The 17,733-nt window shown below is 63.1% G+C and carries 15 protein-coding genes; 5 read left to right on the forward strand and 10 right to left on the reverse strand.

Translation table 11 applies throughout. The features are described from left to right. Window positions 1–7: 7 nt before the first annotated feature. Genes tgt through coaD form a run of 6 tightly spaced genes read right to left on the reverse strand, consistent with a single transcriptional unit; the run spans window position 8 to window position 4,321 of the window. Window positions 8–1,138 (reverse strand): tRNA guanosine(34) transglycosylase Tgt, encoded by a 1,131-nt coding sequence (gene tgt, locus AC3A4H_RS06235; RefSeq protein ID WP_348776907.1) that lies wholly within the window; start codon window positions 1,136–1,138, stop codon window positions 8–10. Continuing rightward, window positions 1,135–2,211, reverse strand: coding sequence for a tRNA preQ1(34) S-adenosylmethionine ribosyltransferase-isomerase QueA (gene queA / locus AC3A4H_RS06240; protein WP_487765934.1), 1,077 nt, complete (start codon window positions 2,209–2,211; stop codon window positions 1,135–1,137). The genes tgt and queA overlap by 4 nt, the downstream gene beginning before the upstream one ends. Then, window positions 2,211–2,660 carry a DMT family transporter gene (locus tag AC3A4H_RS06245; protein ID WP_487765935.1) on the reverse strand — a complete coding sequence of 150 codons (450 nt, stop codon included), beginning with the start codon at window positions 2,658–2,660 and terminating at the stop codon, window positions 2,211–2,213. Before AC3A4H_RS06245 ends, queA begins: the two co-directional genes overlap by 1 nt. A 13-nt stretch (window positions 2,661–2,673) precedes the next feature. Further along, window positions 2,674–3,189, reverse strand: coding sequence for a peptidylprolyl isomerase (locus tag AC3A4H_RS06250; RefSeq protein ID WP_348776910.1), 516 nt, complete (start codon window positions 3,187–3,189; stop codon window positions 2,674–2,676). A gap of 26 nt (window positions 3,190–3,215) precedes the next feature. Beyond that, window positions 3,216–3,803 carry a peptidylprolyl isomerase gene (locus tag AC3A4H_RS06255; protein ID WP_487765936.1) on the reverse strand — a complete coding sequence of 196 codons (588 nt, stop codon included), beginning with the start codon at window positions 3,801–3,803 and terminating at the stop codon, window positions 3,216–3,218. Between the two features lie 17 nt (window positions 3,804–3,820). Beyond that, window positions 3,821–4,321, reverse strand: coding sequence for a pantetheine-phosphate adenylyltransferase (gene coaD, locus AC3A4H_RS06260; RefSeq protein ID WP_348776912.1), 501 nt, complete (start codon window positions 4,319–4,321; stop codon window positions 3,821–3,823). A gap of 169 nt (window positions 4,322–4,490) precedes the next feature. Here coaD and AC3A4H_RS06265 point away from each other — a divergent pair, with 169 nt between their 5' ends. Next, the gene (locus tag AC3A4H_RS06265) at window positions 4,491–4,631 is read left to right on the forward strand and encodes a hypothetical protein (RefSeq protein ID WP_348776913.1); all 141 of its coding nucleotides are present in this window, start codon (window positions 4,491–4,493) and stop codon (window positions 4,629–4,631) included. Window positions 4,632–4,704: 73 nt separating this feature from the next. Here the strand turns inward: AC3A4H_RS06265 and gyrA are convergent, their stop codons facing one another. Then, window positions 4,705–7,491, reverse strand: coding sequence for a DNA gyrase subunit A (gene gyrA / locus AC3A4H_RS06270; RefSeq protein WP_487765937.1), 2,787 nt, complete (start codon window positions 7,489–7,491; stop codon window positions 4,705–4,707). A 249-nt stretch (window positions 7,492–7,740) separates the two neighbouring features. On the opposite strand from gyrA, the gene AC3A4H_RS06275 reads away from it, so the two are divergent. After that, on the forward strand, window positions 7,741–8,370 hold the full coding sequence (locus AC3A4H_RS06275; RefSeq protein ID WP_487765938.1) for a MarC family protein: 630 nt from the start codon (window positions 7,741–7,743) through the stop codon (window positions 8,368–8,370). Between the two features lie 160 nt (window positions 8,371–8,530). Here AC3A4H_RS06275 and ssb read toward each other — a convergent pair whose 3' ends face one another. Further along, a complete protein-coding gene (gene ssb / locus AC3A4H_RS06280) occupies window positions 8,531–9,070 on the reverse strand; it encodes a single-stranded DNA-binding protein (RefSeq protein WP_487765939.1) in 540 nt (179 codons plus the stop codon). Between the two features lie 842 nt (window positions 9,071–9,912). On the opposite strand from ssb, the gene uvrA reads away from it, so the two are divergent. Together uvrA and AC3A4H_RS06290 are read left to right on the forward strand one after the other, a co-directional pair. Then, window positions 9,913–12,837 carry an excinuclease ABC subunit UvrA gene (gene uvrA, locus AC3A4H_RS06285; RefSeq protein WP_487765940.1) on the forward strand — a complete coding sequence of 975 codons (2,925 nt, stop codon included), beginning with the start codon at window positions 9,913–9,915 and terminating at the stop codon, window positions 12,835–12,837. Between the two features lie 176 nt (window positions 12,838–13,013). After that, on the forward strand, window positions 13,014–13,814 hold the full coding sequence (locus AC3A4H_RS06290; RefSeq protein WP_487765941.1) for a DUF72 domain-containing protein: 801 nt from the start codon (window positions 13,014–13,016) through the stop codon (window positions 13,812–13,814). Window positions 13,815–13,884: 70 nt separating this feature from the next. On the opposite strand, the gene AC3A4H_RS06295 is transcribed toward AC3A4H_RS06290, so the two are convergent. Then, window positions 13,885–14,169, reverse strand: a complete 285-nt coding sequence (locus AC3A4H_RS06295; protein WP_487765942.1) for a hypothetical protein — start codon at window positions 14,167–14,169, stop codon at window positions 13,885–13,887. Window positions 14,170–14,429: 260 nt separating this feature from the next. Here AC3A4H_RS06295 and AC3A4H_RS06300 point away from each other — a divergent pair, with 260 nt between their 5' ends. Beyond that, window positions 14,430–15,887: an NCS1 family nucleobase:cation symporter-1 gene (locus AC3A4H_RS06300; RefSeq protein ID WP_487765943.1), complete on the forward strand. Its 1,458-nt coding sequence runs from the start codon at window positions 14,430–14,432 to the stop codon at window positions 15,885–15,887. Between the two features lie 192 nt (window positions 15,888–16,079). Here AC3A4H_RS06300 and pyrG read toward each other — a convergent pair whose 3' ends face one another. Continuing rightward, window positions 16,080–17,708, reverse strand: a complete 1,629-nt coding sequence (gene pyrG, locus AC3A4H_RS06305) for a CTP synthase (protein ID WP_487765944.1) — start codon at window positions 17,706–17,708, stop codon at window positions 16,080–16,082. Window positions 17,709–17,733 lie beyond the last annotated feature (25 nt).

Genomic DNA, 17,733 nt, shown 5'->3' on the forward strand with positions numbered 1-17,733 from the left:
CCGGTCGTCAAAGAACGGGGATATCTCCCCTCGCCCAGCCTTCGGAAATCTCGGCCGTCCGATCCGCGAACCTGCCCTGCTCGATGGCGTCGCGAATGTCCTGCATGAGGCGCTGATAGTAGGAAAGATTGTTCCAGGTCAGCAGCATGGCGCCCAGAGACTCCTGCGAGCGCACCAGATGGTGCAGATAGGCGCGCGAATAGTCGCGCGCGGCCGGGCAATCGCTTTCCTCGTCGAGCGGGCGGTGGTCGTCCGCGTGGCGGGCGTTGCGCAGGTTGATCTTGCCGCGCCGCGTATAGGCCAGGCCGTGGCGGCCGGCGCGGGTGGGCATGACGCAGTCGAACATGTCGATGCCGCGCGCAACAGACTTGATGATGTCGTCCGGCGTGCCGACGCCCATCAGGTAGCGTGGCTTTTCGGCCGGCAGCTCGGGACAGGTGATGTCGAGCATGTCGAGCATGACTTCCTGCGGCTCGCCCACCGCCAGGCCGCCTACGGCATAGCCTTTCAGCCCGAGGTCTGACAGTGCTCGGGCCGAGCGCACGCGCAGATGCGGAATATCGCCACCTTGCACGATGCCGAACATAGCCTTGCCCGGCTGATCGCCGAAAGCGGTCTTGCAGCGTTCGGCCCAGCGCAGCGAAAGCTCCATCGCCCGCTCGATCTCGCGCTCCTTGGCCGGCAGCGCAGTGCATTCGTCGAGCTGCATCTGGATGTCGGAATCGAGCAGACCCTGGATTTCGATAGAACGCTCGGGCGACATTTCATAGGGCGCGCCATCAATATGCGAGCGGAAGGTTACGCCCTGCTCGGTGATCTTGCGCAGGCCGGACAGCGACATGACCTGGAAGCCGCCGGAATCGGTCAGGATCGGGTGCGGCCAGCGCGCGAATTCATGCAGGCCGCCAAGCTTGGCGACGCGCTCGGCACCCGGCCGCAGCATCAGGTGATAGGTGTTGCCCAGGATGATGTCGGCGCCGACGCCCCTCACCTGGTCCATATACATGGCCTTCACCGTGCCGCCGGTGCCGACCGGCATGAAGGCGGGCGTGCGGATGGTGCCGCGCGGCATGGTGATTTCGCCGCGCCGGGCGTTGCCGTCCGTAGCAAGGATGTTGAAGGAAAACTCGGTACTCATTCGGGGGCCCTGAACAGCAGGCTGGCATCGCCATAGGAATAGAAACGATAGCCGCTGTCGATAGCATGGGCGTAGGCGGCGCGCATGGTTTCCAGTCCGCTCAAGGCGGAAACCAGCATGAACAGCGTCGAACGCGGCAGGTGGAAATTGGTCATCAGCACATCGACCGCCTTGAAGCGGTAGCCGGGCGTGATGAAGATTTCAGTCGCGCCGGACCAGGCGGACATGGAGCCATCAGGCGCGGCAGCACTTTCCAGAAGACGCAGCGAGGTGGTGCCGACCGCGACGACGCGGCGCCCCTGGGCACGCGCGGCGTTGACGGCTGCAGCAACCTCCGCCGAGACATGGCCGATCTCGGCATGCATCTTGTGATCGGCGGTGTCGTCGGCCTTCACCGGCAGAAAGGTGCCGGCGCCGACATGGAGCGTCACGAACCGCCGCTCGATGCCACGGGCATCCAGCGCGGCGAACAATTCCGGCGTGAAATGCAGCCCGGCGGTGGGTGCGGCGACGGCGCCTTCCTCTCGGGCATAGACGGTCTGATAGTCGGCGCGGTCGCGCGCGTCGTCGGGCCGCTTTGACGCGATATAGGGTGGCAGCGGAATGTGGCCGACGGCGTGAAGTGCCTCATCCAGCATTGGGCCGGACAGGTCGAAGGCAAGCAGCACCTCGCCCGCCTCGCCCTTCTCCAGCACGGTGGCGTCGAGCGCGCCGAGCATGCAGGCCTCGGCGCTGTGGCCGAACTGGATGCGGTCGCCCTCTGCGACCCGCTTGCCCGGGCGCACGAAGGCGCGCCAGCGGTCGGGGCCCACGCGCATGTGCAAGGTGGCGTCGACATGGGCGATCGCCTCGCCGCGCTGGCGCACGCCCTTCAACTGTGCGGGGATTACCTTCGTGTCGTTGAAGACGAGCAGGTCGCCCGGCTGCAGAAGCGACGGCAGGTCGCCAACGCGCTTATCCTCGAACGGCTCGCCTGGGTGCACCAACAACAGCCGCGCGGAATCACGCGGCTCGGCCGGGCGAAGAGCAATACGCTCTTCCGGCAGGTGAAAATCGAAAAGGTCAACGCGCATCAGAACAGGCGGATCATCAAGGCCCCGGCCAGCAGCAGCACCGCGCCGGCGACGCGGCCCATGGTGATCTCGCGGACCGCGACGCCGAGGAAGCCAACGCGGTCGATGAGCATGCCGGCCAGCAGCTGGCCGGCAACAAGGAAGGCCATCAGCGCTGCCGCGCCGAGGCGCGGCGTCAGGATGGTGGCGCTGGTGACATAGGCGGCGCCAAGCAGGCCTCCGCCAACGAACATCCACGGCGCCGGCGCCCGCCAGTCGAGCGAAACGCCCTGCAGGCGGGTGACGGCAACCGAAACAATGCCGAGCACGACTGCGCCCGACAGGAAGGAGAAAGCGGCGGCTGCGACGGGTAGGCCAAGCCCCTTGCTGAGCTCGGAATTGATCGGCGCCTGGATGGCGATGAACGCGCCAGCCATGATGCCGAGCAAAGACCAGAAAATACCCGCCACTGCCGCTTGCGCCTTATTCCTGAACGTCGGCCGCGACCTTCATCGACACGATCTTGTCCGGGTCCTGGACAGGCTCGCCGCGCTTGATCTTGTCGACGTTTTCCATGCCTTCGATGACCTGGCCCCAGACCGAGTACTGGCGGTTGAGGAAGCCGGCATCCTCGAAGCAGATGAAGAACTGCGAGTTGGCGGAGTTCGGGTTCTGGGCGCGTGCCATCGAGCAGGTGCCGCGGCCGTGATTCATGTTGGAGAACTCGGCCTTCAGGTCCGGCTTGTCGGAGCCGCCCATGCCGGCACGGGCCGGATTGAAGTTCGGGCCGTCCGACTTGCCGAACTTGACGTCGCCGGTCTGGGCCATGAAGCCGTCGATGACGCGGTGGAAGACGACGCCGTCATAGGCGCCTTCGCGCGCCAGTTCCTTGATGCGGCCGACATGGCCGGGAGCGAGATCGGGGAAGAGTTCGATGACGACCCTGCCCTTCGTGGTCTCCATGATGAGCGCGTTTTCGCGATCCTTGATTTCGGCCATGTTCAGATTCCTTCTCGGATGCCGTTTTACTTGCCGTCGCCGGCGATGCGCACCTTGATCATGCGATCAGGCTCGCTGACAACCCCGTTGGCAGCGGGATCACCCTTTTTTATCTTGTCGACGAATTCCATGCCGCTCTCGACATTGCCGACGATGGTGTAGTTGCCGTCGAGGCCCGGGTTGGCCGCGTACATGATGAAGAACTGGGAATTGGCGGAATTCGGGTTCTGCGCCCGCGCCATGCCGACCGTGCCGCGCACGAAATGCTCAGTAGAAAATTCCGCCGGCAGATTGGGCAACTCCGAGCCGCCGGTGCCCGCGCGGTCCGGGTTGAACTCCTTGGCCATGTTGCCGAACTTGACGTCGCCGGTCTGGGCCATGAAGCCCTCGATGACACGGTGGAAGGCGACGTTGTCATAGGCGCCGTCACGCACCAACTGCTTGATCTGGGCCACGTGCTTGGGCGCCAGGTCCGGTCGCAGCGCGATGGTCACGTCGCCGTCCTTCAGCGTGATGATCATGGTGTTGTCGGGGTCCGCTGCCCAGGCCGGGAGCGAGGCGCCTGCGAGGCTGGCCATGACGACGAAAGACGAGGCAAGTCTTCTGAACTGCATGGAAATGCTCTCCGTTCCTACTTTGCAAATTTGGCGGCCAGGGCGCCGGCGACGACCTCCGGCACGAAGGGGCGAATGTCGCCGCCCATGGAAGCTATCTGCCGCACGAGTGTGGCGGTAATGGTGCGCACCGAAGGGCTGGCCGGCAGGAACACCGTGTGGAGCTCCGGCGCCATGGTCTCGTTCATGCCGGCCATCTGCATCTCATAGTCGAGATCGGTGCCGTCGCGCAGGCCGCGGATCATGATCGCGGCGTTGTGTTTCCTGGCCGCGTCGATGACCAGGCCGCTGAAGGAGACGACCTTGATTCGCCGCGCATCCTCGCCGAAGGCCGCGAAGGCGGCCGTCTCGATGAGTTCCACCCGCTCGTCGAAGGAGAACAGCGGTTTCTTGGCCGGGTGGATGCCAATGGCGGCATAGATGGTGTCGGCCACGGCCAGCGACGCCCTGAGCACCTCGAGATGGCCGTTGGTGAGAGGGTCGAACGACCCGGCGTAAATGGCGATGCGCTCTGTCATGGCAGTTTTCTAGCGAGGGCTTCGGTCAAAGGCAATTGCCGGCGGACAAGCATGAACCACAGATAAAGGCCGCGATCACAACAAGTTCAAGTCGAAGCGAATAGTGTCCGGGTGGAACGGATGCAACCAAATCGCCACATCAGCATTGCAGGGCCAGGAGACCACGACGATGATGATCTATGTGCTTGCTACCGCAATGACCGTCGCGATGCTGATTGCAACTGCGTTCGCACTTCACCAGGAAACGCAGCGCCTCCGGCATCAGGAGCAGAAGGTGAAGGTGCGTTCGAAGCCCTTCGGTCCGCACTGACCCATCAACCCCGCCTCGTCGCCCTGACGAGGCGGCCAATGCCGGAAGCACACGACTTCCGGCAAAGATTTCCTCAATTCGTCTCGCCGCCCTCGTTCGCCGAAGCTTCCGACGAACCGTTTGACGCTTCACCTTCCTCATCCTCGCCCTCGCCCTGAGGCTCGGAAATCCGCTCGACGGAGACGACCTTCTCGTCTTCGGCGGTGTTGAAGATGGTGACGCCCTTGGTGGCGCGGCTGGCGATGCGGATGCCATCGACCGGCACGCGGATGACCTGGCCACCGTCCGACACCAGCATGATCTGGTCGTCGTTGCCCACCGGGAAGGCGGCAACGAGTTGGCCGATCTCGGCGGTCTTGGAGACGTCGGTGGCGCGGATGCCCTTGCCGCCACGGCCGGTGAGGCGGAAATCGTAGGACGACGAGCGCTTGCCGTAGCCATATTCGGTGACGGTCAGCACGAACTCCTCGCGCGCCTTCAGCTCTTCATAACGCTCGGCCGAAAGGCTGGTCTCCTCGCCGATGTCCTCGTTGGTGAGCGCGATCTCCTCGTCCTCGCCCGTCGCCAGCTTGCGTTCGGCAACCGACTGCTTGAGATAGGCCGCGCGCTCGGCCGGTGTGGCGTCGACGTGGTGCAGGATGGTCATGGAGATCGCGCGATCGGTCTCCGGCATAGAAATGCCGCGCACGCCGACCGAGTTGCGACTCTGGAAGACGCGTACGTCGCTGACGGGGAAGCGGATGCACTGGCCCGAAGCAGCTGTCAGCAGCACGTCGTCGAACTCGGTGCAGGTCTCGACGCCGAGAATTTCGTCGCCCTCCTCCTCGAGTTTCATGGCGATCTTGCCGTTGCGGTTGACCTGCACGAAGTCCGACAGTTTGTTGCGGCGCACCGTGCCGCGCGTGGTGGCGAACATCACATCGAGGTCGCCCCAGCTCGACTCGTCTTCAGGCAGGGGCATGATGGTGGTGATGCGTTCGCCCTGCTCCAGCGGCAGCATGTTGATCAACGCCTTGCCGCGCGATTGCGGATTACCGACGGGCAGGCGCCAGACCTTTTCCTTGTAGACGATGCCGCGCGAGGAGAAGAACAGCACCGGCGTGTGCGTATTGACCACGAACAGCCGCGTGACGAAATCCTCGTCCTTGGTCGACATGCCCGAGCGGCCCTTGCCGCCGCGGCGCTGCGCCCGATAGAGCGAAAGCGGCACGCGCTTGATGTAGCCGGAATGACTGACGGTGACGACCATGTCCTCGCGCGGGATGAGGTCCTCGTCCTCCATGTCGGCGCCGCCTTCCGACAGCTCCGTGCGGCGCGGCGTGCCGAATTCGTCGCGAACCAGGGCAAGCTCGTCCTTGACGATCTGCTGGATGCGCGCGCGAGACGACAGGATGTCGAGATAATTGGTGATCTCGGCGCCGATTGTGTTCAACTCATCCGCGATTTCGTCGCGGCCGAGCGCGGTAAGGCGCTGCAGGCGCAGTTCGAGGATGGCGCGCGCCTGCTCCTCGGACAGGTTGTAGGTGCCGTCTTCGTTGATGCGGTGGCGTGGATCGTCGATGAGGTGGATCAGCGCCTCGACATCGGCCGCGGGCCAGCGACGCTCCATCAACTGTTCGCGCGCCGTATGCGGATCGGGCGCGTGGCGGATGAGCTTGATGACCTCGTCGATATTGGCAACCGCGATTGCCAGGCCCACCAGGACGTGGGCGCGCTCGCGCGCCTTGCGCAGCAGGTACTTGGTACGACGGCTGATCACCTCCTCGCGGAAGCTGACGAAGGCCTTCAGCATGTCGACCAGCGTCATCACTTCCGGCTTGCCGCCGTTCAGCGCCACCATGTTGGCGCCGAAGGAGGTCTGCAGCGGGGTGAAGCGATAGAGCTGGTTGAGGATGACCTCGGCGTTGGCGTCGCGCTTGAGTTCGATCACGACGCGGTAGCCCTGGCGGTCGGACTCGTCGCGAATGTCGGAGATGCCCTCGATGCGCTTTTCGCGCACCAGTTCGGCCATCTTCTCGATCATCGTCGCCTTGTTCACCTGATAGGGAACCTCGGTGATGACGATGGCTTCCCGGTCGTTGCGGATCTCCTCGATATGCACGCGCCCGCGCATGACGATGGAGCCGCGGCCGCTGGAATAGGCGTTATAGATGCCGGACCGGCCGAGCACGATACCGCCGGTCGGGAAATCCGGACCGGGCACGATTTCCATCAGCGACGGCAGATCGATAGCCGGATTTTCGATGATGGCGATGGCGCCGTTGCAGACCTCGATGAGGTTGTGCGGCGGAATGTTGGTGGCCATGCCGACGGCGATGCCGCCCGAGCCGTTGACCAGCAGGTTGGGGAAGCGGGCCGGAAGGACACGCGGCTCCCTGCCTGAGGCGTCGTAGGTGTCCTGGAAATCGACCGTTTCCTTGTCGATGTCCTCGAGCAGTTCGTGCGCGACCTTGGTGAGGCGCGACTCGGTATAACGCATCGCTGCCGGGGGATCGCCGTCGATCGAGCCGAAATTGCCCTGCCCGTCGATCATCGGCACGCGCATCGACCAGTCCTGCGCCATGCGGACCAAGGCGTCGTAGATCGAGGCGTCGCCGTGCGGGTGATACTTACCCATGACGTCGGCAACCGGGCGCGCCGACTTCACATATTTGCGGTTCCAGTGGTAGCCGCTCTCATGGGAGGCGTAGAGAATGCGCCGGTGAACCGGCTTCAAACCGTCACGGACGTCCGGAAGCGCACGACTGACGATGACGCTCATCGCATAGTCGAGATATGAACGCTGCATCTCCTCGATAATCGAGACAGGCTCGATGTCGGAGGGGCCGCCGGGTCCACCCGGTATTTTCTGTTCGGTCAAATTAGATCACTGAGTCGTTGGGAATCACTTCTCCCTTATATAGGAACGGATTGGAATTCTCCAACGCGTCCCTGGCTTTTCCAGAACTGTTTTACATCGCGATTTCAAGAAGATACAAGAAATTGCAAAGCGTGCGACACCATGGCGGGAAAACAGGGCAAGGTTTGTCCAAGATGCCGTGCAGCCGCCGCAAAACGGGACTGGCGCAGACGACGGCGGCAGGCTAGCCTGCATCCCGGAGGGTGATGGATGCTGAATTTCGAGAACGTTTTCAATGCCTTCTTGACGATCCTCGTCACCATCGACCCGCCGGGGCTGGCGCCGATCTTTCTTGCGGTGACGCGCGGCATGACGCGGCACGAGCGTCGGCAGGTCTCGATCCGCGCCAGTGTGATCGGTTTCGGGGTTCTGGCGCTGTTCGCCATTGCCGGCGCAGCGATCCTGTCGGTGTTCGGCATCACGCTGCCGGCCTTCCGGGTGGCGGGCGGCTTCCTGCTCTTCTTCATCGCCTTCGAGATGGTCTTCGAGAAGCGGCAGGACCGGAAGGAGAAGATTTCGGACGTGGCGATCACGCGAGACCACATCCACAACATCGCAGCCTTCCCGCTGGCCATACCGCTGATTGCCGGGCCGGGTGCGATTTCTGCCACGGTGCTGCTTTCCGGCTCGTTCCAGGGCTGGGCCGCGCAGGCGGCGCTGGTCGGCATTATCTTTGCCAGCCTCGTGCTGACCTATCTGGTCTTTTTCCTGGCTGAGCGCATCGACAGCCTGCTTGGGCAGACCGGACGGTCGATCCTGACGCGTTTGCTGGGCGTGATCCTGGCGGCGCTTGCCGTGCAGTTCGTGGCCGACGGCATCAAGGCTCTGGCGGCTATGTAGCCGTCGGCGACGGGATTTCACATTGCAGGCTCGGAGCACAGCGTGTTCCCTCGGCGCCTGATGGATGGGCATAAGGCCGAGGAGCTACCAACGAAAAGGGCAGCCGATGGGCTGCCCTTTTTGATTGATAACCGGCCGAATGCACGGCTGAAGCGGTAGCTTAAAACGGGATCTCGTCGTCGAAATCGCGCGAGCCACCGCCACCACCACCGCCGGTTCCGCCGCCGCTGCGGCCGCCACCGAAGCCACCGCCGCCGCGACCATAATCGTCGTTCGGGCCGGACTGGCCGAAATCGGAACCGCCGCGCCCGCCGCCATAACCGACCTGGCCGCCCTCACCGCCCTGCCCGCGCGCGTCGAGCATCTGCAGCTCGCCGCGGAATTTCTGCAGCACCACCTCGGTGGTGTAGCGCTCATTGCCGTTCTGGTCCTGCCATTTGCGGGTCTGCAACTGACCCTCGACATAGACCTTCATGCCCTTTTTCAGATACTGCTCGGCGACCTTGGCGAGATTGTCGTTGAAGATCACGACGCTGTGCCACTCGGTCTTTTCCTTGCGCTCGCCCGAGCTCTTGTCGCGCCAGGATTCGGAGGTCGCGATGCGAAGGTTCACGACCGGATCACCGGAATTCAGCCGGCGAATTTCAGGGTCCGCGCCGAGATTGCCGACCAGAATGACCTTGTTGACGCTACCCGCCATAACACCGCTCCCGCGCTCGTCCTAACTCTACTGCACCGAATTGCCCGCGCATCCTATCCGATCGCGGCCGCGCCGGGCGCCTGCGGCTGCGAAAATCGAACAATGTCCACAAATGTTTTGTTCTATTTTTGTTCTATATGGGCTTTCCGCAAATTTCAAGCGCCTTGGAGTGAGAAAGCGTGTCTGCCGACCGAGCTGTTCCATAGGACTGACATAAAGCGGCCTCGCCGCTCTCAATCAGGAGCGCGCGAGGCCCTGCTGGCATATCTGCCTGACTTGCCGGGAGTATTTCACCGGCTTTTTCGGATGCTTCGCGGCCTTCAGCCGACGATCCGACTGGTGTTTCAGCTTATTTTTCTTGATTACAGAGGCCGACGTGCCGGGTACCTTCGGGTTGTCAGACCCGCTGCGGCTCCATCAAGGGGAGCCATTTGAGACTGTCCGGTGGGATCATGCCTCCCTCCTGAGTCGCTTGCTCCAACGTCTCCACGACTTCCGTTCGCAGGTTTGTGGCGTCTCGCAAACCGCCCTTTGGCAGCGAAGAGCAACTTGCTCAGCCGCAGATGACAGCGTCATTGTGCGCCCGCCGTGCCATCGGGTCAATGCGCAAATTCCGGCAGGGAAAATTGTTATCCCGAACGACTACTACCGACGGTGAAATGTCAGCAGAGCGTTCGACCTTTGTTCTTTTCACTTGCCGCATGCGCCCAAAGGCGGCTAAACCCCGGCTTGAGGAGCTTTAGGCATCCCTCGACACAGTTGAGAGAATACCTACATGACGGGTTTGGCCGGTCATACCAGCCAAGCCAGGTAACATTTTGAAATCGAGGCGGCGACCCGGCATGGCCGAGCACAAATTCCTCTCCATTCGCGGCGCGCGCGAACACAACCTCAAGAACGTCGATCTCGACCTGCCCCGCGACTCGCTGATCGTGATGACCGGCCTGTCGGGCTCGGGCAAGTCTTCGCTGGCTTTCGACACGATCTATGCGGAAGGCCAGCGGCGCTATGTGGAAAGCCTGTCGGCCTATGCGCGGCAGTTCCTCGAGATGATGCAGAAGCCGGACGTCGACCAGATCGACGGCCTGTCGCCGGCCATTTCCATCGAGCAGAAGACGACCTCGCGCAACCCGCGCTCGACGGTCGGCACCGTCACCGAAATCTACGACTACATGCGCCTGTTGTTCGCGCGCGTGGGCGTGCCTTATTCGCCGGCGACCGGGCTGCCGATCGAAAGCCAGACAGTGAGCCAGATGGTGGACCGCGTGCTGGCGCTTGACGAGGGCACCCGGCTCTACATCCTGGCACCCTTGGTGCGCGGCCGCAAAGGCGAATACCGCAAGGAACTGGCGGAACTGCAGAAGAAGGGTTTTCAGCGCGTCAAGGTGGATGGCGCCTTCTACGAGATTGCCGACGTGCCCGCGCTGGACAAGAAGTACAAGCACGACATCGATGTCGTCGTGGACCGCATCGTGGTGCGCGGCGATCTGGCGACGCGACTGGCCGACTCTATGGAAACGGCGCTGAAGCTGGCCGACGGCCTTGCGGTTGCCGAATTCGCCGACAAGCCGCTGCCCCCGGAGGAGACGGCTGAGGGCGGCGCGGCCAACAAGTCGGCCAACGAGACGCATGAGCGCATCCTGTTCTCGGAAAAGTTCGCCTGCCCGGTTTCAGGCTTCACCATTCCCGAGATTGAGCCGCGGCTGTTCTCGTTCAACAACCCGTTCGGCGCCTGCCCGACCTGCGACGGCCTGGGCAGCCAGCGCGCCATCGACCCCAACCTGGTGGTGCCGGACGACAACGTTTCGCTGCGCGACGGCGCGGTGAGCCCGTGGGCGAAATCGACATCGCCCTATTACGCGCAGACGCTGGAGGCGCTGGGCAAGGTCTATGGCTTCAAGCTGGGCGACAAGTTCAAGGATCTGAGCGACGAGGCCAGGCAGGCCATTCTGCACGGCACTGGCAGCCGTGAGATCACCTTCAACTATGACGACGGCCTGCGCTCCTACAAGACGACCAAGACCTTCGAGGGCGTGATCCCGAACCTCGAGCGCCGCTGGAAAGAAACGGAATCGGCCTGGATGCGCGAGGAGATCGAGCGCTTCATGTCGGCCACCCCCTGCCCGGCCTGCAATGGCTATCGCCTGAAACCGGAGGCGCTGGCGGTAAAGGTCGGTGACAAGCACATCGGCCAGGTGACGGAGCTTTCGATCCGCAAGGCGAATTCCTGGTTCGAGGAACTGCCGGCGCAGCTCAATGACAAGCAGAACGAGATTGCGGTGCGCATCCTCAAGGAGATCCGCGAGCGCCTGCGCTTCCTCAATGATGTCGGCCTGGATTATCTGACGCTGGCGCGCAATTCCGGCACGCTGTCGGGCGGCGAGAGCCAGCGCATCCGCCTGGCCTCGCAGATCGGCTCGGGCCTGACCGGGGTGCTCTACGTGCTCGACGAACCGTCGATCGGACTGCACCAGCGCGACAACGACCGGCTGCTCGATACGCTCAAGCATCTGCGCGACCTGGGCAACACGGTCATCGTGGTGGAGCATGACGAGGACGCGATCCTCACCGCCGACTACGTGGTCGACATCGGCCCCGCCGCCGGCATTCATGGCGGACAGATCATCGCGCAGGGTACGCCGGCCGAGATCATGGACAACCCGAACTCGATCACCGGCAAGTACCTCAGCGGCGAGCTCGAGGTTCACGTGCCAGAGGCGCGGCGGCAGATGAAGAAAGGTCGGCGCATCAAGGTGGTGGGCGCGCGCGGCAACAACCTGAAGAATGTCACCGCCGAGATACCGCTCGGCACCTTCACCGCCGTCACCGGCGTTTCGGGCGGCGGCAAGTCGACCTTCCTGATCGAGACGCTGTTCAAGGCCGCGTCGCGGCGCATCATGGGCTCGCGCGAGCACCCAGCCGAGCACGACCGCATCGAGGGATTGGAGTTCCTCGACAAGGTGATCGACATCGACCAGTCGCCCATCGGCCGCACGCCGCGCTCGAACCCGGCGACCTATACCGGCGCCTTCACGCCGATCCGCGACTGGTTCGCGGGCCTGCCGGAAGCCAAGGCGCGCGGCTACCAGCCCGGCCGCTTCTCCTTCAACGTGAAGGGCGGCCGCTGCGAGGCCTGCCAGGGCGACGGCGTCATCAAGATCGAGATGCACTTCCTGCCCGACGTCTACGTCACCTGCGACGTCTGCCACGGCAAGCGCTACAACCGCGAAACGCTGGACGTCACCTTCAAGGGCAAGTCGATCGCCGACGTGCTGGAGATGACGGTGGAGGAAGGCGTCGAGTTCTTCTCGGCCGTGCCTGCGGTGCGTGACAAGCTGGAGACGCTGGCGAAGGTGGGCCTCGGCTACATCCATGTTGGCCAGCAGGCGACGACGCTTTCGGGCGGCGAAGCGCAGAGGATAAAACTCGCCAAGGAGCTGTCGCGCAAGGCAACCGGCAAGACACTCTACATCCTCGACGAGCCGACGACCGGCCTGCACTTCCACGACGTGGCCAAGTTGCTCGAAGTGCTGCACGAACTGGTCGAACAGGGCAACACGGTGGTGGTGATCGAGCACAATCTCGAGGTCATCAAGACCGCCGACTGGATCCTCGACCTCGGGCCCGAAGGCGGCGACGGCGGCGGTGAACTCGTGGCTGCCGGCACGCCCGAGGACATCATTGCCGAGCCGCGCAGCTACACCGGCCAGTTCCTGAAGGAGCTGCTGGAACGGCGGCCGAAGGGAAAACGCGAAGCTGCGGAGTGATGGACGAGAGCGGCATCGTTTCAATCGAAAGCCGGTTCGGTGTTTCCGATACTTCGACCGGCTGCCGGAAACGGTGACGCAACTCGGCCGAGCGGCAAGCCCCCCGGCCGCGTAGGGGGCGCGGTGCCAGGTCTATTGCATAAGCTTAGATTTTTCGAGTTGAGGTGGAGGAGCGTATGACCAAGTCGGGGACCATTCGCGCAGGCATGGGAGGCTGGACTTTCGAGCCCTGGGACACCTCCTTCTATCCTGAAAAGCTGCCCAAGGCGAAGCAACTCCAATATGCCAGCCGCCAGGTGCCGACCATCGAGGTCAATGGCACCTATTATTCGAGCTTCAAGGAACCGACCCTCGTCAAATGGGCCAGCGAGGCGCCGGACGGCTTCGTCTATTCGCTGAAGGGCAACCGCTTCGTCACCAATCGCCGCGTGCTCGGAGAAGCAGGCGAATCCATGATGCGCTTCCTGGGCTCAGGCATTGTGGCGCTGGGCGAAAAGCTCGGGCCGATCCTGTGGCAGTTCGCGCCGACCAAGAAATTCGATCATGACGACTTCGAGGCCTTTCTGAAGCTGCTGCCGGAAAAACAGGACGGCGTGGCGCTGCGCCACACAGTTGAAGTGCGCCACCCCTCATTCGTCGTACCCGAATTCGTGGCGTTGGCGCGCAAATACAATGTGCCCGTAGTCTATGCCGACCACGCCACCTACCCGGCCATCGCCGACATTACCGGAGACTTCGTCTATGCACGGCTGCAGACCGGCTCGGACGACATTGCGACCTGCTATGCCCCCAAGGCGCTGGACGAGTGGGCGGCCCGCGCGAAGGTCTGGGCGCAAGGCCGCGTGCCCGACGACTTGCCACGCGCGGACCCCGCCTATGACGCACCGGTGAAGCCGCGCGACGTGTTCGTCTATTTCATCACCTCCGGAAAGGTGCATGCACCGCAAGGCGCAATCGCCTTCATGCAGCGCATCTGATCGCCAGGCATGGCAAGGGCGGCAAGGCCGAAGCCCGCCGCCCCTAACGACCAGATTAGTTGACCAGCGCTCAGTTGCCGCGGTCGAGCAAGCGGGGGCTGTTGCCGACCTGACGGCCAGCATAGGCGCCGATCGATGCGCTGGAGCCGTAGTTGGCGGAGCTGGGTGCATGGCCAACCGACGAGGCCGGAACCGCATCGCCTTGGCGCGGCAGAGGCACGGACGCGGCCGTGGAAGCGGCACCGGCGTCTTGATTGACGACCACGGCCGGCGCGGCATCCCCTTGGCGCTCGTTGGCAAAAGCGGTACCCGAAGCGAGCAGGATGGCTGCGACGGCAAGAATGGTCTTGTTCATTTCAATTCTCCAATAGTCTCTTTTCAAACCTTTCGGTCAGCTGCGGTGCAGCGCCGATGGAGTGTAGATATGTGAACGATAGCGGGGGAATTAGGTGTCAAATGGTGAACGATGTGTCGGCTGGAGCGCCGTCAAAAGCGCGTGCATAGGGCACGTGTTCGTCCACCGCCTCACATTCGAAACGATGGACATCGCCCACCCACAGGCCTAGCTTTCGGCGATCGCGCAAATGCCTGACTGAGTCTTGGGGAGAAGACCAAATGAGCATTACCGACGCATCGCCATCTCTTTACAACGAGGATCTGGCCCCGGCGAAAGTGCGCAACTGGGGAGCGTTCAGCATATTCAACGTCTGGACATCGGACGTTCACAGCCTGTGGGGCTATTATCTAGCCGCCAGCCTGTTTCTCTTCTGCGGCAGCTTCGTAAACTTTCTCATCGCCATCGGCATCGGCTCGCTGATCATCTATGTGCTCATGAACCTGATCGGCAATGCCGGCGTGAAAACCGGCGTGCCGTTCCCAGTGCTGGCGCGCGCGTCGTTCGGAATATGGGGCGCCAACATCCCGGCCCTGGTGCGAGCGATTGTGGCCTGCTTCTGGTACGGCGCGCAGACCGCGGCGGCATCGGGTGCCATTGTGGCGCTGCTGATCCGCACCGAGTGGTTTGCGAGCTTTCACCAGGATGTGCATGTGCTCGGCCACTCAGGGCTCGAGGTCGTGTGTTTCCTTGTGGTGTGGGCGCTGCAGTTGCTGATCATCCAGCGTGGCATGGAAACCGTCCGGCGCTTCCAGGACTGGGCGGGACCGGCTGTCTGGATCATGATGCTGATCCTTGCCGTCTATCTGTGCTGGAAGGCCGGCAGCTTCGCCGTCACCAGCGACATTCCCATGGACGTGCTGCTGGAGAAGACCAAGGATGCGGGTGTTCCGGGCCTGCCGGGCTCGGTGCCGGCGCTGGCAGCCGCGGCCGCGATCTGGGTGACCTATTTCTCCGCGCTCTACCTGAATTTCTGCGACTTCTCGCGCTATGCCCCAAACCAGGCGGCGGTGCGCAAGGGAAACATATGGGGCCTGCCGGTCAACCTGATCCTGTTCTCGCTGGTCGCGGGCGTCACCACGATCGCGGCCTATGACGTCTATGGCGAGGTGCTGCTGCACCCCGACCAGATTTCGGCCAAGTTCGACAGCTACTTCCTGGCCCTGCTGGCCGCCCTCACCTTCGCGGTCGCCACGCTCGGCATCAACGTGGTCGCAAACTTCGTCTCGCCTGCCTTCGACTTCTCCAACGTCTTTCCCAGACAGATCGACTTCAAGAAGGGTGGCTACATCGCTGCCCTGATCGCATTGGCTCTCTATCCATTCGCGCCATGGGAAAGCGGTGCGGCGGTCTTCGTCGGCATCATCGGCGCCACCATGGGCCCGATCTTCGGGGTGATGATGGTGGATTACTATCTCATCCGGAAGGGCGAGATGAATGTGGCCGATCTCTATCGCGAGAACGGGGAATTCCGCTTCCAGGCCGGCTGGCACGTCAACGCCTTCATCGCCGCCGCCATCGGCGCGCTGTTCTCGTCGATCCTGCCCAACTTCACCAACTGGCTGCCGGAATGGTGGGGTGTCTATGGCTGGTTCTTCGGCGTCGCCATCGCCGGGGTTATCTACTACGCCCTTCGCATGGCGAGGCGCGGCGCCGGCCGCGTGGCGGCCAGGGCATAACCCGGCACCAGCCGTAGTTGATGGGCGGGCGACGCTGCAGTGTTCGCCCGCCGCTCTCAGTGGGCCGCCAACGCCTCCGCTCATTCGTGATACCGCATGAAAAAGGCTCGGCCCGAAATCGCTGCCGATTTTCGGGCCGAGCTTTTTTCTTCCGGGCTTCTTGACCCGCCTTCGCGTCCGGCGACGCGGCGGCTAGACGAGCCGGCTCTGCTCTACCGCCGCCTCGATGAAGCTTGCAAACAGCGGATGCGGATCGAGCGGGCGGCTCTTGAGCTCGGGGTGATATTGCACGCCGATGAACCACGGATGGTCCGGATACTCGACCGTCTCGGGCAGGACGCCGTCGGGCGACATGCCGGCGAACACCAGACCGCACTCTTCCAGCCGTTCCTTGTAGTCGACGTTGACCTCATAGCGGTGGCGATGGCGCTCGTGGATAATGGTGTCGCCGTAGATTTCGGCGATCTTCGAGCCCGCGGCGAGATGAGACTCATATGCGCCGAGACGCATGGTGCCGCCCATATCGCCGGCCGCCTGGCGCTTCTCGAGCATGTTGCCCTTCAGCCACTCGGTCATCAGGCCGACGACAGGCTCGCTGGTGGGGCCGAACTCGGTCGAAGAGGCCTTCTGAACGCCGGCAAGCGAACGCGCCGCCTCGATGCAGGCCATCTGCATGCCAAAGCAGATGCCGAAATATGGCACCTTGTGCTCACGGGCGAACTTGGCGGCCAGGATCTTGCCTTCCGCGCCGCGTTCGCCGAAGCCGCCCGGAACCAGGATGCCGTGCACCTTTTCCAGCCAGGGCACCGGGTCTTCCTTCTCGAAGATCTCGGCCTCGATCCAGTCCAGCTTGACCTTGACCCGATTGGCCAGGCCGCCATGGGACAGCGCCTCGATGAGCGATTTATAGGCGTCCTTGAGGCCGGTATATTTGCCGACCACCGCGATGGTGACTTCGCCCTCGGGGTTGTGGATGAGCTGGGAGACATGCTGCCACTGCTCGAGACGCGGCTTGGGCGCGGGGTCGATGCCGAACGCGGCCAGGACTTCCGAATCCAGCCCTTCGTTGTGATAGGCCAGCGGCACATCGTAGATGTGGCCGACGTCCAGAGCCTGGATGACTGCCGATTCGCGCACATTGCAGAACAGCGAAAGCTTCCTGCGCTCTTCCTTGGGGATTGCCCGGTCGGCACGCACCAGCAGGATGTCCGGGGCGATGCCGATCGAGCGCAGCTCCTTGACGGAATGCTGGGTCGGCTTGGTCTTCAGTTCGCCGGCAGTCGGGATATACGGCATCAGGGTCAGATGGACATAGACCGCATTGTTGCGCGGCAGGTCGTTGCCGAGCTGGCGAATGGCTTCCAGGAACGGCATCGCCTCGATGTCGCCCACCGTGCCGCCGATCTCGCACAGGACGAAATCGAAATCGTCGTTTCCGGCCAGGATGAAATTCTTGATCTCGTCGGTGACGTGCGGAATGACCTGGACGGTCGCGCCCAGATAGTCGCCGCGCCGCTCGCGCTCGATGATGTTCTTGTAGATGCGGCCGGTGGTGATGCTGTCGCTCTGGTTGGCCGAGCGGCCAGTGAAGCGCTCGTAATGGCCGAGGTCGAGGTCGGTTTCGGCCCCGTCATCGGTCACGAACACCTCGCCGTGCTGATACGGCGACATCGTGCCGGGATCCACATTCAGATAGGGATCGAGTTTACGGATGCGCACGCGGTAACCGCGTGCCTGCAAGAGAGCACCGAGTGCTGCCGCGGCTATGCCTTTTCCGAGGGAAGAAACCACGCCGCCAGTGATGAATACGTATCGCGCCATGGGAGTCATCGCTTATCGCTGTAGG

The sequence above is a fragment of the Pseudaminobacter sp. Soil_N_29 genome, assembly GCF_057656055.1.